This window comes from Streptomyces sp. H27-H5 (assembly GCF_026627505.1).
In the GTDB taxonomy this organism is placed as follows: Bacteria; Actinomycetota; Actinomycetes; order Streptomycetales; family Streptomycetaceae; genus Streptomyces.
This window is the reverse complement of sequence record NZ_JAPNLK010000084.1, coordinates 14,608-35,129: the sequence shown is the minus strand read 5'-3', so window position 1 is coordinate 35,129 and position 20,522 is coordinate 14,608. Positions and strand designations below refer to the sequence as shown.

At 71.7% G+C, this 20,522-nt stretch carries 26 protein-coding genes; 2 read left to right on the top strand and 24 right to left on the bottom strand.

The genetic code is table 11. The features are described from left to right. Window positions 1-120: 120 nt before the first annotated feature. The 6 genes from OTB19_RS32050 to OTB19_RS32025 all read right to left on the bottom strand — a co-directional run bounded on the left by OTB19_RS32050 (window position 121) and on the right by OTB19_RS32025 (window position 4,905). Complete coding sequence (locus OTB19_RS32050; protein WP_267802188.1) at window positions 121-1,125, bottom strand: hypothetical protein; 1,005 nt, start codon at window positions 1,123-1,125, stop codon at window positions 121-123. 277 nt (window positions 1,126-1,402) lie between these two features. Further along, window positions 1,403-1,714, bottom strand: coding sequence for a DUF6087 family protein (locus OTB19_RS32045; protein WP_267802187.1), 312 nt, complete (start codon window positions 1,712-1,714; stop codon window positions 1,403-1,405). 69 nt (window positions 1,715-1,783) lie between these two features. After that, window positions 1,784-2,917 (bottom strand): methyltransferase domain-containing protein, encoded by a 1,134-nt coding sequence (locus OTB19_RS32040; protein WP_267802186.1) that lies wholly within the window; start codon window positions 2,915-2,917, stop codon window positions 1,784-1,786. Then, window positions 2,917-3,885: an ATP-grasp ribosomal peptide maturase gene (gene tgmB, locus OTB19_RS32035; protein WP_267802185.1), complete on the bottom strand. Its 969-nt coding sequence runs from the start codon at window positions 3,883-3,885 to the stop codon at window positions 2,917-2,919. Before tgmB ends, OTB19_RS32040 begins: the two co-directional genes overlap by 1 nt. After that, window positions 3,885-4,181, bottom strand: a complete 297-nt coding sequence (gene tgmA, locus OTB19_RS32030; RefSeq protein WP_267802184.1) for a putative ATP-grasp-modified RiPP — start codon at window positions 4,179-4,181, stop codon at window positions 3,885-3,887. Before tgmA ends, tgmB begins: the two co-directional genes overlap by 1 nt. A gap of 454 nt (window positions 4,182-4,635) precedes the next feature. Then, the gene (locus tag OTB19_RS32025; RefSeq protein WP_267802183.1) at window positions 4,636-4,905 is read right to left on the bottom strand and encodes a hypothetical protein; all 270 of its coding nucleotides are present in this window, start codon (window positions 4,903-4,905) and stop codon (window positions 4,636-4,638) included. A gap of 502 nt (window positions 4,906-5,407) precedes the next feature. Here OTB19_RS32025 and OTB19_RS32020 point away from each other — a divergent pair. Together OTB19_RS32020 and OTB19_RS32015 are read left to right on the top strand one after the other, a co-directional pair. Next, a complete protein-coding gene (locus tag OTB19_RS32020) occupies window positions 5,408-6,409 on the top strand; it encodes a hypothetical protein (protein WP_267802182.1) in 1,002 nt (333 codons plus the stop codon). An 8-nt stretch (window positions 6,410-6,417) separates the two neighbouring features. Further along, on the top strand, window positions 6,418-7,002 hold the full coding sequence (locus OTB19_RS32015) for a GNAT family N-acetyltransferase (RefSeq protein ID WP_267802181.1): 585 nt from the start codon (window positions 6,418-6,420) through the stop codon (window positions 7,000-7,002). A 105-nt stretch (window positions 7,003-7,107) separates the two neighbouring features. Here the strand turns inward: OTB19_RS32015 and OTB19_RS32010 are convergent, their stop codons facing one another. The 18 genes from OTB19_RS32010 to OTB19_RS31925 all read right to left on the bottom strand — a co-directional run bounded on the left by OTB19_RS32010 (window position 7,108) and on the right by OTB19_RS31925 (window position 20,449). Further along, entirely contained in the window at window positions 7,108-9,534 is a 2,427-nt protein-coding gene (locus tag OTB19_RS32010) for a hypothetical protein (RefSeq protein ID WP_267802180.1), read from the bottom strand. Between the two features lie 210 nt (window positions 9,535-9,744). After that, window positions 9,745-10,074 carry a hypothetical protein gene (locus tag OTB19_RS32005; RefSeq protein WP_267802179.1) on the bottom strand — a complete coding sequence of 110 codons (330 nt, stop codon included), beginning with the start codon at window positions 10,072-10,074 and terminating at the stop codon, window positions 9,745-9,747. 114 nt (window positions 10,075-10,188) lie between these two features. Beyond that, the gene (locus OTB19_RS32000) at window positions 10,189-10,518 is read right to left on the bottom strand and encodes a hypothetical protein (RefSeq protein WP_267802178.1); all 330 of its coding nucleotides are present in this window, start codon (window positions 10,516-10,518) and stop codon (window positions 10,189-10,191) included. Further along, window positions 10,515-11,240 carry an NUDIX domain-containing protein gene (locus OTB19_RS31995; protein WP_267802177.1) on the bottom strand — a complete coding sequence of 242 codons (726 nt, stop codon included), beginning with the start codon at window positions 11,238-11,240 and terminating at the stop codon, window positions 10,515-10,517. The genes OTB19_RS32000 and OTB19_RS31995 overlap by 4 nt, the downstream gene beginning before the upstream one ends. A 52-nt stretch (window positions 11,241-11,292) precedes the next feature. Then, window positions 11,293-11,811 carry a hypothetical protein gene (locus OTB19_RS31990; RefSeq protein ID WP_267802176.1) on the bottom strand — a complete coding sequence of 173 codons (519 nt, stop codon included), beginning with the start codon at window positions 11,809-11,811 and terminating at the stop codon, window positions 11,293-11,295. A gap of 94 nt (window positions 11,812-11,905) precedes the next feature. Next, window positions 11,906-12,331 carry a hypothetical protein gene (locus OTB19_RS31985; RefSeq protein ID WP_267802175.1) on the bottom strand — a complete coding sequence of 142 codons (426 nt, stop codon included), beginning with the start codon at window positions 12,329-12,331 and terminating at the stop codon, window positions 11,906-11,908. A gap of 99 nt (window positions 12,332-12,430) precedes the next feature. Next, window positions 12,431-12,622 (bottom strand): hypothetical protein, encoded by a 192-nt coding sequence (locus OTB19_RS31980; RefSeq protein ID WP_267802174.1) that lies wholly within the window; start codon window positions 12,620-12,622, stop codon window positions 12,431-12,433. A gap of 90 nt (window positions 12,623-12,712) precedes the next feature. Then, window positions 12,713-13,621 carry a DUF4097 family beta strand repeat-containing protein gene (locus OTB19_RS31975; protein ID WP_267802173.1) on the bottom strand — a complete coding sequence of 303 codons (909 nt, stop codon included), beginning with the start codon at window positions 13,619-13,621 and terminating at the stop codon, window positions 12,713-12,715. Between the two features lie 214 nt (window positions 13,622-13,835). Next, window positions 13,836-14,489: a hypothetical protein gene (locus tag OTB19_RS31970; protein WP_267802172.1), complete on the bottom strand. Its 654-nt coding sequence runs from the start codon at window positions 14,487-14,489 to the stop codon at window positions 13,836-13,838. Between the two features lie 11 nt (window positions 14,490-14,500). Beyond that, window positions 14,501-15,007: a hypothetical protein gene (locus OTB19_RS31965; RefSeq protein ID WP_267802171.1), complete on the bottom strand. Its 507-nt coding sequence runs from the start codon at window positions 15,005-15,007 to the stop codon at window positions 14,501-14,503. A 221-nt stretch (window positions 15,008-15,228) separates the two neighbouring features. Further along, window positions 15,229-17,499 carry a hypothetical protein gene (locus OTB19_RS31960; RefSeq protein ID WP_267802170.1) on the bottom strand — a complete coding sequence of 757 codons (2,271 nt, stop codon included), beginning with the start codon at window positions 17,497-17,499 and terminating at the stop codon, window positions 15,229-15,231. Between the two features lie 73 nt (window positions 17,500-17,572). Next, window positions 17,573-17,887 (bottom strand): hypothetical protein, encoded by a 315-nt coding sequence (locus tag OTB19_RS31955; protein WP_267802169.1) that lies wholly within the window; start codon window positions 17,885-17,887, stop codon window positions 17,573-17,575. After that, on the bottom strand, window positions 17,884-18,123 hold the full coding sequence (locus tag OTB19_RS31950) for a hypothetical protein (protein ID WP_267802168.1): 240 nt from the start codon (window positions 18,121-18,123) through the stop codon (window positions 17,884-17,886). The genes OTB19_RS31955 and OTB19_RS31950 overlap by 4 nt, the downstream gene beginning before the upstream one ends. After that, entirely contained in the window at window positions 18,120-19,364 is a 1,245-nt protein-coding gene (locus tag OTB19_RS31945) for a DUF2637 domain-containing protein (RefSeq protein ID WP_267802167.1), read from the bottom strand. The genes OTB19_RS31950 and OTB19_RS31945 overlap by 4 nt, the downstream gene beginning before the upstream one ends. Then, window positions 19,361-19,639, bottom strand: a complete 279-nt coding sequence (locus OTB19_RS31940) for a hypothetical protein (RefSeq protein WP_267802166.1) — start codon at window positions 19,637-19,639, stop codon at window positions 19,361-19,363. Before OTB19_RS31940 ends, OTB19_RS31945 begins: the two co-directional genes overlap by 4 nt. Further along, window positions 19,636-19,821: a hypothetical protein gene (locus OTB19_RS31935; RefSeq protein ID WP_267802165.1), complete on the bottom strand. Its 186-nt coding sequence runs from the start codon at window positions 19,819-19,821 to the stop codon at window positions 19,636-19,638. The genes OTB19_RS31940 and OTB19_RS31935 overlap by 4 nt, the downstream gene beginning before the upstream one ends. Beyond that, entirely contained in the window at window positions 19,818-20,114 is a 297-nt protein-coding gene (locus OTB19_RS31930; RefSeq protein ID WP_267802164.1) for a hypothetical protein, read from the bottom strand. Before OTB19_RS31930 ends, OTB19_RS31935 begins: the two co-directional genes overlap by 4 nt. After that, the gene (locus OTB19_RS31925; RefSeq protein WP_267802163.1) at window positions 20,111-20,449 is read right to left on the bottom strand and encodes a hypothetical protein; all 339 of its coding nucleotides are present in this window, start codon (window positions 20,447-20,449) and stop codon (window positions 20,111-20,113) included. The genes OTB19_RS31930 and OTB19_RS31925 overlap by 4 nt, the downstream gene beginning before the upstream one ends. Window positions 20,450-20,522 lie beyond the last annotated feature (73 nt).

The following is a 20,522-nucleotide window of genomic DNA, read 5'->3' as shown; positions in this document are numbered from 1 at the left end:
GGATCCGCTCCTACATCTCCACCGTCCGCAAACACGGCATCAACCCCCTCACCGCCCTACGCGACCTCTTCGCCGGACGGCCATGGATGCTGCCCACAACCAGCGGAAACCCCTAAACAGTTACATGGAATCACCCTCGATCGTCAGGCCGAGGAACACGCGTCGCGGATCGCCCGTCAGCCTCCACGGCACATAGTCAGGAAGGACCGGCTTCGGCTTGGGCTTGGGTTTCGGCGTCCACTGGACGAAATGCTCTTTCGCCGTGCGATGCCATTCGGGCACCCAATCACCGGGCACCCTTTCCTCGATCACGCGCTCAATCGCTGCGACAGCCTCGGGACCACCGATCCAACTCGCCGGCACCCGAAGCACCATCCGCGCATCAGCGGCGGCAATGTCATCGGGTACCGACAGCCAACGGGAGCGCGGTTCGGTGTCCTCCATACGGAGGATTTGACGCACCGCCACCCAGACACCGGGACCGTAGATTTGTCCATGAGTCCACACGGGCGCGACGTGCCACCATCCAAGCCCGGATGGGCTCGTGAGCGCTGCCAGAAGCGCCGCCCCCGCGACGGCGATTAGTGCGATCGGCGTCTCACTCGGAAATCTCCAAAGTGCGTAGGCGGTAAGGAAGGGTGCCAGACGGGCCGCTGAGCGCGCAGCCCTGGGCCAGCGGTGCCAGACCCGTAGGACGCGAACGAGACCGCCGAGGGCGCCCCACAGGAGGCGTACAGGGGCAGTGACGACGCGGACGAGCCGCCCCGCTCCGCCGGTGTTACCAGCCTTGGTGAAAGAGCCTGTGGAGTTCACCGCCGGCGCGCCCAACTCGTCGACGGGCGTCTCGGTGGCCCTGTCGTCCGGGAGCGGGGCGCCCGCCTTCCACCACGTGGCCTCGCTCCGCGGGACCCCTGATAGCTCGCGGCCGGAGAGGTACCGCCCGATGACGGAGACCGCCGCGCCGATGCCCTGCTCGATGCTGCGGTTGAAGCGCTCTCGGTCTGCCGGGGTGCCCTGCTGCGCGAGGACGGCCACGACGATCAGCAGCGCGGCGAGGCCGCCGCCACCGAGTCCGAGCGCGCCGCCCGGCAGGGAATCGAAGATGTCCGGTAGTGCTTGATGCACACTCCCCCCTTTCTGTTCGTACGCCCGCGCGAGCGGGTCGCGATGATCCTCTCTCAGGACCGGAGCGGGCCGCCGTGCCATTCCTGGCACAACGCTGCGCCCGGCCCCCAGGGACCGGGGGCGGGCGCAGTCGATCACGAGGCTTGCGGGAGGACTGGTGAAGCAGTGCTCCAGCGGAATGGGGGTCCTGCACCCCGTCAGCGCTTACCCCAGCCCTCTGAGAAGCGGGCGGCAATGCTGGGGCGGGGTGATGGGGGGCGTGCGATCTCCTAATTGCCTATGGCCTGCGGAACTCACGGGTAGGGCGCCAGGGTTCCGGCGCTGTCGGCAGAGTCCCGAGCTCGTGCAGCGGTACGGCCGCGGCCGCCGCTGTCGGGTCTACGGCGCGGGCCGCTGCCGCGTAGCCGTCGGCGACAGCGGCGGGTGTCCACTGCTGTCCGTCCCACTCCAGCACCCCGCGCGGGGCGTCGGGGTCACGGTGCGCGCCGCGGGGTGGCCCGTCGTCCAGGGGGACGGCCTTGCGGTCGCCGACCGGCCGGCGCCGTGCGTCCCGGCGCGCCGCCCACTCCTCCAGTGGTTCCTCATCCATTTCTCGGCTCCTTCCGGTCCGGGGGCACCAGTGTGCCCGGCGCGGGTTGCCGCCGGGCACCTGTGTGGCCTACAGGGTCGCGGTCCAGCCGCCTCGCGTCAGGCGGGTGGTGCCGTCCGGGTCGATCGTGACGCGGGCGCCGTAGACGGGCAGTTCGCCGTGTTGGAGCCAGCGCAGGCGGATGGCGTCCAGTTCGTCCCACAGGCGGCGCGGGCCGCCCTGGTGCACGGTCGTGGTGGCGCTGTCGGCGGGGGTGGTGGCGCGGGACCAGGACCCGTCAGGGTGCAGCATCCATGCCGTCACCCTGCCGCCGTCGTCGTACTGCATGCGGTGTTCGATGCCGGGCACGGTGATCGACAGCATGGACCACACTTCCCACGCCTGGTGAACGTTGAGCACCGGGAACGGACTGGTGGTGACGGTGTGGCCTTCGCGGTCGCGGACGGCCGTGAAGAGGTCGCCGAGCGTGGGCGGGTAGTCGTCGCCGGCGCGGGTGGTCATGAACGATGCCCGGTCCCATTCGACCCGGCCCGCTGCGCCGCCGTCCGCGGTCTTGTCTGCGGTGATGATCAGTCCGGTGTTTGCGATGGTCGTCACGAGCCGTCCGCCGGGGCGTAGTCCTGTGAGCCAGGACGCGGGGATGGTGTCCATGCCCACCATGGACACGATGCGGTCGAACTCGCCGGGCAGGAGTGCGCCGGCGTCGCTGGTGACGGTTTGCGGGTGCAGTCCGATGCTGTTCAGGCGGTCGGCTGCTGCTTCGGTCAGGTACGGGTCCACGTCCAGTGTGGTGACGGCCCGGTCGCCGAGGCGGCGGCAGGCCAGGGCGGCGCTGTAGCCGGAGCCGGTGGCCACGTCCAGCAGCCGCGCCCCGTCGGAGATCCGGGCATGCCGGAGCATCTGCACGACCAGGCCCGGCAGGGTGGATGACGACGTGGGGATGCCGGTCACCGGCTCGTCGGCAGGGGCGTGGTCGGCGTGCAGCGGCCCCACGCGCGTGACCAGGGTGGAATCCGCATAGGCGTCCTCCATCCACGCCGCGGTGTCGGCCGGGCCGTCGTTGACGGTCCACCCCTCGGGCGTGGACGTGTACCAGCGGGGCACGAAGACATGCCGGGGCACGGTGGCCAGCGGCCCGTACCAGGCGGATGCGGGGTGCGCGGCGGTACGGGCCAGGGCGGCGGCGTGCTGCTGCCAGTCCATCAGGCGGTCACTCCTTCAAGGTCGTCGGCGATGGCTTCGGCGATCGGCAGGCCCGTTGCGCCTTGTATCCAGTCCCATTGCCCGCACGGGTTCACCTCCAAGAACAGGTGCTCTCCTGCGGGTGTCACCACGAAATCGGCTGCGCCGTATCGCAGGCCGAGGCGGTCCATCAGCCGCAGCATCCCGGCGGCCACGTCGTCCGGGACGGTGGTGGCCGTGTAGGTCAGTGAGCCGTAGTCGGCGCGCCAGTCCTCGTGTCCGGCGTCGCTTCCGGCGTGGATCGCGGCGGCGAACAACCGCTTCCCCACGACGGTCAACCGGATCTCGTGGGACTTGTCCACCCAGGCTTGGAACAGGTGCGCGGTCGTCTCGATACCCCGCAGGTCGTCCAGGTCGGCGGGGGCCAGGCGGCGCGTGTACACGGTTTTGAGCTGGTCGTCCTCGATGAGCACGGGTGAGGCGACCGGCTTGCTCACCAGCGGCCCCGGCATCTCGGCGGCGAACTGGCGCACCGCGTCGGGACGGTTGGTGATCAGCGTTGACGGGATCGACAGGCCGCAGGCGCGGGCGGCGGCGAGCTGCACGGGCTTGTACTCGGCCCGCGCGGCGGCGGTGGGGTGGTTCATCCACCGGCATTCCAGGGCGGAGAGCACGCCGCCGAGACCGGCGCGGGCCTGAGCGGCGGCGAACCGCTGCTCAGGCCCGGACATACCGTCGGCGAGGCGGAACGCCCCAGGGGCGCGGTAGTACACCGCGCCGACCCGGGACAGCTCCACCGACCGCAACGCGGTCGCGAGCTCACCCGCCCACCCGTGGCCCTGGTCGATCCGTGCGGCCATGGTGAGCCGCTGCGGGAAGTCGGCGGTGTCCATGCGGAACACCTCCGCGCCCCGGCCGGTCAGCTCGTCCACGACACGGTCAGTCGGCCAGTCGTCATCTGCGGCGATGACCAGGATGGGCGCGCTCATCAGTCCTTCGGCCCCTCGTCCAGCGGCGGCGGGTTGCTGACGGACCCGTCCGGGACCGTCGGAGTGTGCGTGCCGGCCATGCACGTGAGCAGGCCGCCGTCGTAGGACAGGGTCACCTGCCGCTGCGGGTCGAAGAACGACGCCGGAACGGTCACGGCGCCGGTGGAATCGGGGACGCGGGCGAAGCGGAGCGCCCACGGCCGGGTGTCCGGTCCGGACGGCCGCTCGGCGCTGTGCGGCACCCGGTCGCCGGTCGGCGTCAGCGGGAACGCCTCCCGCTGGATGGCTGTCGTCATGTCGTGTTCTCCCTTGCCTGTTGGTGCGCTTCCTACCCACTCGGCGGGCGCCGGGCGGGGTGCTCGATGACGTCCCGTGCCTGCCAGGGCGCGGGGACGGTGGTGGTGGCCGGGCCTGCGGCACTTGGTGGGAGGCGGCGGGGCCGTCTTCATCCGGTGAGTTCGGCGGACGCGTACAGGCACGGTCCGGCCGGGCCGAGTGGCCGGCCGGGACGATGCGCCCGTGGGCGGGAAGCCGAAGCATGTGCCGCGGGGCAGTCTCAGGGGTCGGTAATCCGGTCGGCGCGGCGCCGGACCACGGTGAGGGCGTCGGGGTCTTCGGTCTCCCATTGGTGGGAAGTAGCTCCGCAGACAGGGCGCAGAACCCACGTGGTACCGCCCTTGATGTCGGTAACGATGGCGCCTTGTCCAGTGGCGTCCTCGACCTGATCACCAACCTCGGCGCGGGACCGACTCATCCGACGCCTGCGGCCATATCGGGGGCGAGCCGGCGCAGGACCTGAAGCTCACGGGGATCGGCTGTCCATTCCCGCCCCGAGCCGTCCAGGGGGCGCATGTGCGCGGTCTGGTCGATCACCTTGCCGGTGGACTTGGAGGTGCGGGTGAGAACGGTGCCGACGGTGCCGGTTCGCTCTGTCGCGAGGTGGATGACCTGCCGGCCCAAGAGAAGGTGCTCCGCGTCTTCCCTCACCCACGTGTTCATGTCGTCCCGGATCACGTCCATACCTCCTGCCTGTCGGCGTGGGGGCGGGAGTACGCCCCGTTGGTAGGCCGGGGCGCACTCCCTGGGGGATGTGCTGTGAGTAGTCAACCGGCGACTGTGCTGTCAGGGCGTGGGCTGCGCCGGACTTTCAGCCGGACTTTCCTGCCCTCATACGCGTGAAAGTCCGGGGGGTCTGGCTCTACCGTGCAAGGGAGAGTCCACATCGCGACGTGCAAGGGGCGCCATGTCCGAACTGGTCGAAGATTCAACGCCGTTCGTCGACCTGGTCGATGGATTCGGATGGCGAAGCCCCGCACAGTTCATGCGCGTGTACGCGGCTGTCGCGGCCCGGATCGGGGAACGCGAGGACGTCACCGACAGGCAGGTACGCCGATGGCGGACGTTGAACCCTCCTTGTCCGCAGCCTGGTCGTCAGCGCGTCTTAGAGGCCATGTTGGGCGTGCCCCTGGAACAGGCGGGATTTCAGGTACCGGAGCACCGCCGCAACCCTGTCACGGCTCCCGTGGCTGTACTGGCCCCCATCCCCGAACTGCGCGAGAGGACCCCTGTGGACCGACGAAACCTCCTTGCCGCCGCGGGTGTCGTCGCCCTCGGCGCGGCCGGGGTCGGGGCGGCACCGGCCGCCCCCGCCTACGCGGCGCCCCAGGTCGGCACCGACACGGTGACCGACCTTCGGACCGGCCTCGCCTCCTTGTACGGACTGGACGACCGATTTGGAGGGGCAACCGTCGGCCCGCTCGCCGCCGCCCACCTCTCTCGCATCCGGCGCCTCATCGAAACCGGGTCCTATCCGGGGACGATCGGCCGTCAGCTGCGGCTCATCAGTGGGGAAACCGCGGAACACGTCGGGTGGCTCGCGTTCGATGCGGGCGACCACGTCCGAGCCCGCTCGTACTGGACTCAGGCAAGAGATACTGCGGTCGCGTTGCGTGATGACTCTCTCGCCGTCCTGGTCCTCGCGTCCATGTCGTTGCTGGAACTCCGCGAGGAGCAGCCCCGCCCCGCACTCGACCACGCCCGGCGAGCCACCACGCTTGCGGCACCGTGGGCACCCCCGTCCCTGCTGTCCATCCTCGCCACTCGGGAAGCGCGGGCGCTGGCGATGCTGGGAGATTCGGCGTCGGCCCGTTCTACGCTGGCAAACGCGGCCCGCCTGTACGAACGGGACCGGGGGTCTCGGCCGGCCCCGAGTTGGACGGCCTTTCACGGGCCGGCCGAACTCGCTTCCGCGCAGGCTGAACTATTCACCGCGGCCGGACACCACCGAGCAGCCGTGTCGTGGCTGCGCCGCTCACTGGAACGACAGGAGACCGCCTACGCGCGCAACGAGGCGTTGCAGCGGGCCGGTCTCGCCGGGGCGCTGGCACGCTCGGGCGAGGCCGACGAGGCGGCCCACCACATCGAACAGGGCGAGGCCCTGCTCACGGAGGTGTCTTCGGGGCGGGCGCGGGAGGGACTGGCCGCCGCCCGCCGCGAGCTGGACCGTGTCCGCCCCACCCGATGAGGAGTCCCATGGAGTACAGCACCGTCACCGACCCCGGCGCCGCCGGGCGAGAGCTGAACCAGCTCGCACCCATCTATGAGGCGGTGTTCGCCGAACCCCCGTACCTGGAGGGGCCGCGGGATGTCGCCGAATTCCTGGAGCGCTACCAGCGCGAGCACAAGACGGCCGGCTTCCGACTGGTCCTCGCCCGTGACGCCGACGGGCTCGCCGGGTTCGCGTACGGGCTACCTCTCGCGTCCGGCACCGGATGGTGGTCCGGCTTCCTGACTGCTTCCCTGTCGGAGGAGTTCACCCGCGAGGACGGGCGAAGGACATTCGTAGTGATGGAGCTAGCCGTTCTCGCCGAGCGGCGAGGGCGTGGTGTAGGGCGCGCTTTGCACGCCGCTCTGTTGGACGGAATCACCGGAGCGGAGCGGATCACCCTCGCTGTCCGTCCGGAAGCGCCGGCCTCCGCCTGGTACGAACGCATCGGCTATGAGGTGGTCGGCCTCACGCGCCCGTGGGACGGGGCGCCGGTATATCGCTGCATGATCAAGCAGCACCATGCACTACCGGCACCGGCTGAACCGGTTCCTAGCCCCTCCCTCTCCTGAGGATCGCGCACATCTCTGGGGGCCCTACGTAGACGGCGTCACCCAACAGAACCCCCGGGTGCCCCCGACCTAGACAGAGGTTGGGGGCACCCGGGGTGAGCAGGGTCAGCGGGTGGCTTCCATGACGTCGTCATAGCCGGACAGGGCCTCGCGGACCTTGTTCATGTCGCCGTTCACGGCGCCCATGCGGACCCGGGTCAGAAGGTCGCGCAAGGCCGACAGTTGGGCGACGTCACGCTCGGGGGTGCGGGTGCGCCGGGGCAGAACCGGCCGCGCCTCGCGCTCGGCGCGGTTGGCCGCGCGGTCGTTGGTCCGCTGGTCGTCGTCGGCCTGCGCGCGGATCATGTTCCGGGCGTCGGTGCGGGTGCGCTCCAGGCTCCGGCCGTACGTGCCTGCCGAGGTGACCCACCCCCACCGAGCCCCGTGCAGTCGCCCAACCTGGAACGTGTAGTGAAGTGTTTCGCCGTCCTCGTCGATCAGGGGCTCGAACCTATCGGCGGTCGGGTAGGACTCGGCGACGGCGTCCCGGGCCTGAAGCGGCGTCAGGGCCCGCGCCGGCGCGGTGGCGGGGCGGACGGTGGGCTCGTCGGGGGTGTAGTCGTCGGCCGGGACCTGGACCCACACGCACGTGGTGGTGGGCTGCGCCTCCCAGTCGACCGAGGCGTATCGGTCGGCGGCAATCTTGTGTTCGGCCGTCCACGGCTGGCCGTCGGCCGTGACGGAGTTCCCGTCGCGCAGCCAGTAAACGGCGACCCGGCCGCCCCCCTCAGGGACGATCGCGTACCCGTAGTCCGTGGCGGCGTCGGTTCCCTCGTCGGTCAGCTCGGCGAGGTGAAGGCCGGCGAGGATGCCGAGCGCGGCGCGCACGTCCGGGTGGTCGGCGTGCCGGGGCAGGCTCCCCCGGGCAACGCCGGCCGGGGTGGGCGGGTACGTCACGGCCGACCCGGGGCCCGGGGTGATGTCGGCGCCGATCGCGGCGACGGCGGTGCGGGGTGCGGGCGCTCCGGCCGGCGCCTCGCCCGTGACCGGGTGCCAGGCGAAGACGCAGTTCCGGGAACGACCTTCGACCAGCCACCCGGCCTCGGCGAGGCGGTCGCGGGCGATCTGAAGTTCCACCGTCCACGGCCGGCCGTCGGCCTCCGTGATATCGCCGCCGCGTACCCAGTAGATCGCTACGCGTCCTTGCCCGCGCGGCTCGACCATGTAGCCGTAGTCCGTTGCCGCCTCGTGTCCCTCGTCGGTCAGCTCGGCCAGGTGCAGGCCCTTGAGGGCGAGGAGCGCGGCGCGTACGTCGGCATTGTCACAGTGCCTGGGGAGGCTTCCCCGAGCCGTGCCGTCGTGCGAGACGACAACGCCCTCCACGATGCGGGCCGCCGGCTCGGCGGCGGGAAGGTTGGCGGCGGGGCGCGGGGTGGCCTTGCGGTGGGCGGCGGCAACCGCCCGGGTGGCATCGAAGATGTCGGGGAAGTGGCCGACGAGAATGTCACCGTCGGGGCGGGTGCCGGGCCGCCACGCGAGGTAGCGGGTCCGGGGGTGGTGGGCCTCTCCCAGGTCGTAGATCGAGCCGATGCAGGCGTTCTGCCGGACGACGTAGTACCGAGTGATGGGCGGCGTCAGGCCGTCGGAATGCAGTTCGGTCATGTCGGCGAGCACGGCCACGATGTTGGTGGTGATGCCGACCCGCGAGGCGGGGTCGTCCGTCGATACCGGCTCGGTGGCGACCACGTGGCCGGTGGGGTTGGCGTCGGCGATGGCGCGGGCGGCCTCGCGCAGGGTGGCATAGAAGCCGACGATGCCGTCGGGGCGTTCGGCGCCGCGCTCGGACCATGCGGCGTACCGGCCCCGGGTGGCGTGCCACGGGCCCTCGTCGTCGATCACGCCGAGGGAGAAGTTCCGGCGGGCGACGAACCAGCGCGATGACGGCTTGTGGTCGTCGGCGCGGATCACGGTGTCCTCGTCGAGGGTGTCGACCGTGGTGGTCTCCTCGTCCCACTCGGCATCGGTCACCTGCGACACGCGGGGTGCGACGGCCGCCGTGTCGGCGGCCACCTTGGCGGCGCGGGCCGTGCGGTAGGTCTCGCGGCGTTCCGCGTTGTCGGCGCAGTTCTTGCAGGTGAGCGGGGCATCGGCGGCCACCTTGCGGTACTTGGTGCCGCTGTTGGTCATAGCGCCGGTGCGGCAGAGCGGGAACACGAACTCGGGCCGGCCGGCCTCGTCGAAGTTGTGCGACATCTCGTGGACCTCGCCGCCCATGACGGAGGTGCAGCGGCCGGCCTCGACGTAGGGGGTGAGGGCGTCGGCGTCGCGGGCGGCCTCGTACGCGGCCTGGTCGTCGGCGGCCGTGCGGGCCTTGACGCAGTGGGTGCAGTCGCGGAGCTTCGCGGCGTCGGTGTCGGTGAGGGGGCGGCTGGCCGGGCGGCCACAGAGGGCGTTGGCAGGCTGGCCGGCGCGGACCTGGTGGCGGGTACGGCCGGCGGCGCCGCTGGACGCGAATCCATAAGTGATTTCCATCGGGGCCGAGTTGATGGTCATTCGGGGTTCCTTCCGTTCCGGCCCGCCGGGGCTGCCCCTCGGCGGTTGGTACGACCCACCCTAGGCAGGTTTCAGCACAACTGCAAGTTCAACTGCCAGTTGACTTGCAACTCACTTTCTCCCCTGTTCGGCGGGGAGGTCGACGGCGCACCACTGAATCGACTGAGGCCCCGCCGAGTTGGGCGGGGCCTCAGGGAAGGGAGTCGACGGTCAGCTTGAGGGCGGCGGTGTGAGGGCGGCGAGCTGCGCCTCGGCCTCGGCGAGCGCCTCGCCGAAGTGGTCGTGTCCGAGCTCGGATACGACATCGCGCAATACCTGCGCCTTGTTCCGGTGGTGGTCGAGGATTTCCTCGGCGGTCACCTGCGGCGGTACCTCGCGGAGGGTCTCCAGCTCCCTCCGGGCCGCGGCTGCGCCGGTGGCCGCCTCGCGGACGAGCTCGTCGTACTGATGCCGCGCAACGGACTTGGCGAGGAGTAAACCGGCTCGCTGTTGGAGGTCCGCGAGGCGGCCGTACAGGGTGTGGATGGTGTCGGTGGTCATGGGCGGGGTGTGCCTTTCTGGTAGGGGGCCGCGGGTGCGCCCCGGGTTGATCTCGTGGGCGGGTGCGAGTCTGCGCACCGGTCCCGGAGGGTTGGGCCGGGACCGGTGCGCAGGTCAGTGGTCGGGCTGATCCGCGAGCGCGGCCCTGGCACGGTCGATGCGCTCGGCGGAGTGGGTCGAGACGTACGCGGCGGCCTCGTCGAGTTGTTCGGCGGCCTCGCCCTCGGGCAGGCCGCGCCTCGCTTCGGTGATGAGGTCTCCGAGGAGGGGCAGGATGCCGGCGGCTCCCCCGGGGTGGGTGTGGTGGAGGGATTCGAGGACGAGGAGCCGCGCGAGGTCGTGGGGGTAGGTACGGGCTTCGCGATGGGCCTCGGCGAGGGCGTGGCGAGCTAGGTCGAGGAGCTGGACCAGGCGGCGGCCGTTGACGTCGGGGGGCCGGGTCATCGCTGCCCCTGGTCGAGGTGGGCGAGGGCGCGGGCGATCAAGGGTCGGTGGGCGGCGTACAGGGTGCGCCCGGCGGCGGTGATGGCGGTCTCCAGAGTGGCGACGGAGCCGGCGGGGTACCAGGTCGCGTCGAGTGCGTCGTCGGCGGCCGTCGCGGTGACGGTGGCGGGCAGGACGACCAAGGCGCTGGTGGAGGCCACCCACGCGTGGTCGGACTGGCGCCAGTCGTCCACCAGACCCCGGCCGAGGATGACCGGCTCACGGTCACTCAGGTCGACTCCGGTCTCCTCGCGCAGTTCGCGCACGAGCGCGGCCGGGGCGGTCTCGCCAGGGTCCACCATCCCGCCGGGGATCGCCTCTTGGTGGATGTCGTCCCGGGTGATCAGCAGGATTCGTCGGTCATATCCGCTGCCTGCAATCACGATCAGGTCGGCGGCCGAGTTCTCGCCCCAGCGGCCGAGGTTACGGCCGCCGCGGCCGGTCCGGCCGGCGGGGTGCAGCGGCCGGCCCTGGGCATCGCACTGGTACGGCACCAGCGCGGCGGCCTGGCGCTGGGCCCAGTCGGTCACGGCTTCCGGGGTGGGCGCGCCCTCGGCCCAGAACGGAACCTCCCGCTCAAGCGCCCGCGGCAGAAGCTCGTCCGGTGTGATGTCCACCGGCGCATACTCCGGCCAGCTCACGGCCCAGTCGCGCAGGTCAGCAGGGATGGTGATCTCGCTCATGGTGACTTCTCCTGGTGTGGTCAGCGGCGGCCGTTGTCGTCAAAGGGCCGGGTCATCGCTCCCCCGCCCCGGCCGTGGCGACGAGGGCGGCGACGGTCTCACACGCGTGGTGGTAAGAGGCGTCGAGGAGGTAGGCGCCGTTCAGACCGTGGGAGGCGAGGGCGTAGAACCGGCCCTTCCCGGTGCGCTCGGCGATGGCCTGGAGGAGTCCGCCCGGTACGCGCCTGTCTGCGGCGTAGTGGGTCAGACCACTGATCGCGAGACCGGCGAGGGCGGCGGCGGGATGGAGACGGATACCGAGGACACGGGCGCCGGCGGTGACGGCGAGGGCCTGCGTGGACGAGTAGGTGAGGCAGTGCCAGGCACACGCACGACGGCCGTCAGCCGTGCCGTGCTCCGTCGTCGCCTCGGTCTTCTCGTCCTCGTACCGGACCGGGGCGGCGTCCGTCGCTCGCTTGACCTGGGCGCAATAGTCGGTCTGGATCCAGTGATCGCCCAGGGCGGCGGCGGCGCGGGCAAGGCCCAGGACGGCGGCGAAGGTGGCGGCGCGGCTGGTATGCAGTTGCGTCATGCTGGGTGTCTCCTCGGTTCGGTTCTGGGCGGGGAGTCGGGGGCGGCCGTACCTCTGGCCGATGCTGCGGCCGTCCCCGGGCACTGCGCGCCGGTCAGGCGTCGAGGTCACGGCGCCACCTGACGCAGCCGTGGGCCTGCGGGTTGGACAGCAGAAGATGCGCATGCCGGGCGGTTTCGCGGGTCCACCAGTCGGCGCGAATCAGGGTGCCGCATGTGGTGCAGGTCCATTCGCGACCGCCCCGCAGCCGGCCGACGAGCCGGCCCTCGACCTCCTCCTCCCAGGTGCCGAGGTTCTCGGTGTACGCGCCGGCGGTGAGGACACCGACGACGACAAGAATTGCCAGGCGGAGCGCGGCGGGGCCGCCGTCGTACATGAGGGTGTCCACGATCGAGGCGGTGGATACGGCGACGGCGATCGGCGCGAGGAGTCGCAGCCCCACGAACGCGGAGAGTTGGACGCGCAGGCGGATTCGGGTCCTCTCGTCGCCGGGAATGTCGGTGGTGGTGACCTCGGTCATGCGCGGCAGTTCCATGGGATGGCCTTCCGGTCGGTGTGGTGGCCGGGGGTCTCGGGTGAGGCCCCCGGCGGGTGGGGCGGTCTGTGGCGGGACGGGCAGTCAGCCGGTCTTGCGCAACTCGTGCGAGTGGCAGAGGACGGGGCCGATCAGGAGGCCGACGGCGCGGACGGTCCACCGGCCGTTGGTGCGCGGGCCGGGCGGGACCCCGTCGACGATCCGTCCGGTTCGACCGGCGGCACGGGGGTCGTCCTCGCAGGCGAGGATCTTCACCTCGTCGTTTTCCTCGAACATGGCGCTCCCTCTGATCAATAGGGTTTGCGCGCCGGGTCCTGGGGTTGCGACGCCAGGGACCCGGCGCGGCATGGGTGGTGCGTCGAGGGGTCAGAGGGAGCGGCGGCGCGGGCCACCGCTGGGGCGGCGGCCCTGCGGGGTGCGGACCCGGCCGCCCATGGTGTTGGTCTGGATGTCGAGGGAGTCGTCGAGGGCGGCCTCGGTGGCGGTCACCTCGATGTCTCCGCCCACCGTGCGGGCGGTGATGGTGCCGCCCACGGTCGCGTGGACGCGGATGTCTCCGCCCACCGTTTCGAGTTGGGCCGTTCCGCCGAAATCACGGATGCGGATGTCTCCCCCGACGGTCCTGGCCTCGACGACATCGGTACGCCCCAGATTCAGGTTCCCGCCCTGGGCCGTGGCGCTGATGTGCGCCGCCCGTTCCACCACGACGTGACCGAACAGGGTGGAGGCGAGCACCCGCGCGACATGGCCGGCGCTGATGTGCCCCGACTGCGTGTGGCCGGTGACGTTGAGGAGCGCGCCCTCGGCGACGATGTGGGCGGAGTGCGTGCGGCCGATGACCGAGCTTCCCTCGGGCACGATGGCCGTGATCTCGATGGGCGACCCGCCCTTGATGGCCGTGGCACCACCGCCGTTGGCGCTGATGTGGGCACCGTTGACGATCACGTCATTCCCGATGATCATCATGCCGGTTACCGAGCCGGTGACGACGCCGATGGACTGGACGACGTGCCGGCCGCCCGTCGCGATGATCGCCGTTTCGTTGGCGCCCTTGCCCTGGGCGCTGACGTACAGGCCGCCGGTGCCGGACTGGCGGAGCGTGGCGTCTCGGACGAGGTCGGCGGCCTCGCCCTCCTCGTCGGCGGTACGGATCGTCAGGGTGGCCCGCTCGCAGTCGGGTTCGGCGCGGACGGTGATCGTCCCGGCGTAGCCGAGAAGGGCGGCGTCGATGGTGACGGGGCCGGTGCGCTCGGCGGGGATCCTGCGACTGGTCATGGGTGTGCTCCTTCGGGTGGGTGGTGGGTTGGTGATCGCGTCCCGGGCCGGGCCCGGTTTCGCGGTGGGTCAACCATGGCATAATTTGCAGTTCAACTGCAAGTGAAACTGCAAGTTGGCCTGATGCTTTCGAACGGCCGGTAAGGCGGTCCGCACACAGCGGCGCCCCAGGAGCCGCGCGGGCGGCTCCCGGGGCGCCCCCGGGTCGAGAGCATCAGCCCTCGTCGTCGCGCATCTTGCGTTCATGGCGGCGCTCGCCGTACGCCCCGGCCTCGCGGATTCCGTCGCGGGCCGCGCCGATCCCCTCTCGGCCCAGGCTCGCCGTCGACTCGATCGCCGAGGCGCCGGCGGTGGCCACCTGCCCGGCAGCGCCCGCGACTTGGCCGGCAGCGCCCGCGACTTGGCCGACTGCGCCCGCCACCGCGGCGACGGCGCCGAACGCGGCGGCCATGGCGCCGCCGGTCGGGCGCCCGGCGGGCTTGGCCGGTCCGGCGGGGGCGGCCTTGCCGGACTTCTCGGCGGCGGCAGCAGCGGCGCGGGCGGCCGGGGATTGTGCGGCGCCCTTGCCCTTGGCGACGAGAAAGCCCTCGACGTTCCCGGCCTTGAGGGTCAGGCGAAACGGCTTGCCCTCCTCGGCCTGGGAAAGCGTCTGGAGGTGCGCCGTCGTCAGGTTCTCGACCTGAAAGAAGCACTGCGCCCGGCTGCGGCGCTTGCCCGAGGCGTCGGGGTGCATCTCTCCGCACGTCGCGTTGATGATGCCGCCCGAGGGAATGAGCGTGAGTTCGCGCGGGACGTTGCCCGTCCCTCGGCTCGGGCATCGGACGGCGACGCCTGCCACGGTGAGTTTGCGGATCTTGAGCGCGGTCATGCGCGGGGCTCCTATCGAGTGGTGATGGTGGCGGTGGCGGTGGCCTTGGCGCGGCCGAACAGTCCGGCGGTGGCCGTGGCGGTGGCCGTGGCGGTCTGCGCCCCGCCGGACCGGCGGCTCTTGACGACGGCGGCCACCAGGGCGACGACGAGGGCAAGAACGAACGCGATCTTGGCGAGGAGGACCAGGGCGGCGGCAAGGACGGCGGCGGCCTCGGCGAACACCCGCAGCGCGTAGGCGGCGAGGGCCAGCGAGGCCGAAGCGGCGGTCATCAGCAGGGCGGCGGTCTTGGCCCAGGCCGGGACCGTGCTGGGCGCCGCGGGCGGGGTCGCGGGCTCGGCGCCGGCGGGGGCGGTGGCGTACACCCACACCGTGCGGCCGTCGGCGGTCCGGGCCTCGACGGCGCCCGGGATCGGGACCGGGGAGAGGAACGGAAGGGCCTCGACCGGGTGAGAGGGCATCGGCTCGGGGCGGTAGACGACGGGGGCCTCTGTGTACCCGTGGGCAGTGTTTTCCATGATCGTCGGTGCTCCTCGTCGTGATCAATTTGTATGGGTTTGGGATATCGGTACGAGCCGGTCCGAGTCGGGTTAGTGCAGGTCAGAGGCCCGTACGGGGCCGGTACGAGGGCCGCGGGGCGGGTTCGGCATACCGGCCGGGTCGGGGCCCGTACGGAGGGCGCACCGGGCGCTGACCTGGGACGTTCCGACCCGTACGGACCCCGTACCGGGGTGCATACCTACACAATTCCGGCAGCCTGGCGGAGGTCGTCGAGGTAGTAGCCGTTCGCCCGTCCGCCCTTCGACCAGCCCCGGGAGGCAAGGCTCCGGCCGGTGCCGTCGAGGGCGGTGTCGAGGGCCTTCCGCAGCTCGGTTCCCCCGGTCTGGACGTAGGCGGCCCGGTCCTCCTCGCCGACGTCCAGGGCGGCGGGCGCCCAGGTCGAGGGGTCGAGCTGGGCGAGGCCGTCGAGGATGTCGGCGGTGGCCAGACGCTCGGGGAGCTTGTTGTCCTCGAACACCGCGAGGAGATCGGCGAGGATGCCACCGACCCGCGCCGCGCGGCCGGACTGTCCCGCCGCTTCCCCGGCGAGGGTGCCGGCGGCGATGCGCAGCGACCGGCCGCGCTCGCAGATGACGCGGAACGCGGGGAGCTTGATCAGCAGGGACCGGATGAAGCGGAGGCCGGTCTCGTCGGCGTGGATGCCCATCCCCTTGAACGCGGGGGCGAGTTCCTTCGCGTTCCAGCCGCTCGCGCTCGATCCGGTGCCGAGAATCGAGTCGCTCATCTGGTACGTGGCGCACAGGTGGGCGATGCGCTGCGGAATCGCGTCACGGATGGCGCTCGGGACGGCGTCCCCCGTGGGTTTCTGTGAGGCGAGAATCGGGATCAGGCCCGCGGCGGGGCCCACCTTGGCGAGCGTTTCGAGGGCTTCCTCGATCCGCTTGCCGTACGTGAGCTTGTCGTCCTCGTTCTCCTTGCCTGTGTTTTCTAGGTAGCGCTGAAGTTCGTCGATGATCAGGACACAGGGGTACACCTTGTAGTCCCGGACGATCTCGGGCGTGAGTTTGCCCTCGGGGCATACCTCGTCGGGGAGCTCGAACAGGGCGTCGTACGACGCTTCCATTTCCTTGACGAGGTCTTCGAGGACGTGCGTCAGGCGGCGGACGGCGGGCTCGGTGACCCCGCGGACGTACGCCTCGGCGAGGAGGGCCGTCGCCGCCCAGTCCTTGCCGCCCTTGCCGTCGGCGACGATCACCCGGCACAGCGGGTCGAGGATGGCCGCAGCGGCAGCCGCGCGGGCGGTGAAGGTCTTGCCCTGCCGGGGCATGGCGCCGACGAGGAGTCCGAAGAACAGGAGCTCGATCGCGGTGATGCGCCCGGTCTCGTCCACGAACGTGGGGGCGCCATCCCAGATGTCCCACTGTTCGGCCGTCGCGAGGGGGGAGGCCACCGGCTCGCCACCGAAGGGGTGGGAGTCGGCGACGCGCATGTATACGGAACCCTCGTGCCCGTCCTGGCGGATGGAGAGTTGAATCGAGTCGACGGCGAGAGCCGCGGCGATGGCCTTGCGCTTGGCCCCCACTTCGGCGGCCGTCTTGCCCGACTCGCGGGGAAGCTCGAACCTTACGACCGACGCCCGGTCGCCCGGCTCGCGGGCGATGAAGCCGAGAACGGTCACGCTCTCGTCGTCCTTGAGAATGCCGACGCTGCGGGCGCGCAACGCCGTGTTGAGGCCCTCGTCGGTGAGGACTCCGGCGCCGGTGAAGTCGACGGCGTCGGCGATGGCGAACGTCCCGTCGGGCTCGCGGCGGATCATCTCGCGGCGGCCGAGGGCGTAGAGGATACCGAACACCGGCAGGAGCACCGGAGCGGCCATGACCCAACCCCAGGTCTCCCCCAGGGCCAGGAGCGCCCCCACGTACGTGCTGCACCCGGTGAGGGTGTAGACGGTGAGCGGCTCCCGCCGGCGGGCCTTGCCCTCCTTGCGCCGGTCGGCGCGAAGGTCGGCAATGTGTTCCGGACCCGCCTTGGTCCGCCTCACCTTGTCGGTGATCTGCCCGTACTCGGTGGCGAACACGTAGGACCAGGCGTCGCGTACGCCCACCTTGGCGCCTAGGGCGGCAACGTTCGTCGCGCGCCACAAGTAGACCGGTGAGCGCAGCGCGTGAAAGGCGCCGGCGTTGACCCATTCGGCGCGCCGCTGACGCCACACGCCCATGTCGGTGAGGGACTCGGGGACGAGGCGGCGGATGGTCCAGCCCTCGCGCTCGTCGAGGACTTCGAGGACCCCGGACTCGTCGTCGAGCTGGTCGGCGGGGGCCTCGTCGACCTTGTCCAGCCGCACCGTTCCGGTGGACAGGTCCGCGATGCCGGCGGGGGTGGTGCGGACGGTCTCGCGGGCCGCGCGAGCGAGGAGTTCGAGGCGGTCGAGGGTCTCGGGGTCCTGGTAGGCGGCGAGGTCGATGTAATGGGCTTCGCGCTCGCCGTGCTCGGTGCTGGTGGTGGACATGCGTGGTGCTTCCTCTCGGGGGGCCCGGCCGCCGGGGAAGCGGCCGGGCGTGGTTCGGGGGGCGAGCGCGCTTTCAGCGGGCGGGGGCGGGGGCCGGGAGGTCGGCGGCGTCCAGCTCGGCGAGCGCGAGGTGAAGCCGGGCCCGGGAGGTGTCGGAGGTGACACCGATCGCGTCCCCGTACATCAGGTTTTCGCGGGCCTGCTCGGCGGCCTCCCACGCCTTGCCGACGTGGACGTTGGCGAGGTCGGCCGTCTCGAACTTGAGGTAGACGAGACCGAGCTCGGCGGACGCCTTGGCGAGGTGGTGGTGACCTTCGGCGGCCTCGGTGTCGGCGAGCTGCGCGAGTTCACCGGCGGCGAGCCGGTACAGGCTGCGGTGCGTCGTCACTTGCCGCTCTCCTTCTTCTCGGCTTCGGCCTTCTTCTTGGTGGCCCTGCGTACGGCGAAGTTCTTGCACGCCCACTTGAGGGCGGCCGGGCCCCAGAGGATCAGCGCGAGGACGAGGAGGCCGAGGACGGCGGCCGGGCCCCATCCGTTTTCGGGGACGCGGCGGATCGTCACGTACGCGAACCCGAATCCGGCGGGGATCAGGAGGCGCGGAGGGGTGTGGCTGGCGGCGCTCATCGGGCGTTCTTCCTCTTGGCCTTGACGTGGTCCCGGAGCCGCATTGCGTAGCGGTAGTTACCGCCGCCGATGGTCTGCCGGACGTTCTTCACGGACAGGTGGGCGGCGCCGCCGAGGAGGTCGGCGAGGGCTCGAACCTGGGCGATGTGAGCGGCGTCGAGGGGCCTGTCGGGGACCTTCGGAGCGGTCCGTCCGGCGACTCGGCCTAGAGCCTGCTTCCCTTTGCGCCCAAGGGTTTTCACGCTTCGACCACCCTTGCTCGGACCGCCGGCCGGGCCGCCCGAGGAGCGGCGCGCGGCGGGTCCGTCGTCGCCTCCATCGGGCGGGAAGAGGTCCCCGAGGAGCTGCTCGACGGCGAGGGTTTCGACCCCTACGCCGTGGGCTGCGGCGAGGGCCTTGTCAGCGTGGCCGCGGCGGGCGACGACACGGGCGGTGGTGGCGAGCTCGGCGCCGTGCTCGTCGCGCCATGCGGTCCGCCACGCCTCCTCGGTGTCGATCGTGCCGAAGGGGTGCGCGGTCAGGATGTCGGTGTACCGGCTGTAAACCGTGGGGAAGCGGCGGCGGCGCTTGCGGTCGTGCCGCCGGCGGCGGCGGTCCTCCCGTCGCTGCGCCTTGGTGCGGGTGGCACTGATGCCGTGTCGACCCCAGCCGCGGACCTCCCAGAAGAACACCCCGGCATAGCTCGCTGCGGCGAGGACCCACGCGAGCCACCCGCCGGGCGACTTGGGGGCGTGGCTGTAGTTGATGACCGCGGCGAACGTCGCGCATGCCCACATGACCACCCGGAAGCGGCCCACGGGGCGGCCCTCGCGCTTGGCGCGCTCGCCGCTCACGGTGGCCACCCACGCCCCGGCCTCCAGCATCACGGCCAGGCACAGGCTGATGATGCCGGGGAGATTCTCGCCGTTAAGGGCGCGGAGCTGGAAGTAGAGCGCGGGGACGATGCCGCACGCCATGACGATCATCGCGCCGACGGTGTCGCCCTCGCGGCCGAGCTTGGCGAACCACTCGGCGCGGGCGGCCTTGCGCTCGGCCTTGCGGCGGGCCTTTTCGCGGTCGCGCTCCCTGCGGAGTCGACGCTCCTCCTCGGCGCGGGCCGCCCGCTCCTTGCGCTCCTCCTCGGCGCGGGCGGCGCGCTCCTTGCGCTCCTCCTCGCGCTCGGTGAGGCGGTCGAGGCGGTCCTCGGCGCGCTCGGCGGACTTGTCCTTGCGGCGCTCGTCGTAGAACGAGGTGGTGCTCACTTGTTGATCTCCTTACGGGCGCCTCGGCGGGCCAGGGTGCAGAGGGGGCAGGCGGGGAACGGGGCGCCGAAGAACTCGGCGCGCAGCCACTCGACGCACAGCAGGGAGCCGAGGGCGGCGGCGATGACGAACTCGGTCGTCTGGCCGTCGAGGTAGGACACGGCGGCCCATCCGACGACGCCGACGAGGGCGGCGGTCGAGGTGGCGATGTGGTGGGCGGCGGCGGCCAGCCCGGCGGCGGAGCCGCTCAGGATGTGGCGGGCGGTGGTGCTCATCGGGGGGTCTCCTCGTCGGCGTGGCGGTCGAGGGCAGCGCGGGCACGGCGGCGGTGGTTCTCGGCGGCCCACAGGGCGGCGCATCGGGCGGCCTGGTGGGCGGTGGCCGGGTCGGCGAACCCGTGGCGGGCGAGGGTCTCGGGGGAGAGGTCGCGGGCCAGGGCACACACGGCGGCGGTCACGGCGCCGGGCGGGGCGTCGGAATCGAGGGCGCCGGCGGCGCGGCGGGGATGCTGCGGACCATCGCAGCGAGGCGGACGGCAAGGCGGCCCAAGATCAGGGCCCCGGCGACGAACGCCCCGGCCTTGACCAGGGCCACCAGGGCGGTGAACAGGGTCACGACGAAGGGGGCGGCGGCCTGGGCGAGGCCCGCGAGGACGAGGACCAGGACCAGGAGGGCGGCGGGGTGGAGGCGGTCGGCCTGGGCCAGGGCGGCGCGCAGTGCGCGGGCGGCGGCGGTTCGGGTGATCTTCACGCGGCCCACCCCCGGGTGAAGCTCTCGCGCTCGAAGCCGCGGGCGTTGTCCTCGCGCTCCTGGCGCTCGATCTCCTCGGCCAGGCCCGCAATCAGGTCGAGGGTGACCCGGTCGAGGTCGGCGCCGGAGGGGATGAACTGTGCGTCGGCCATGTCGGCCAGGGCGCACAGGCGGGTGTACTCGTCGAGCTCGTCGTCGTCGCCGCCGACCGGGCCGAGGAAGAGGTCAACGTCGAGGCCGAGCTCGGCGGACAGGTCCAGGCGGGTGCGGGGGGCGAGGGCGGGGGTACCGCCGATTCGCAAGATCGTGCCGGTTTCGGGCATGGTGGTGCGCATGCGGATCACTCCTCTGAGCAGTCAGGGGGTTGGCCCGCCTAGCGGCTCCGGTGCGTGGTCTAGACGCCCGGGG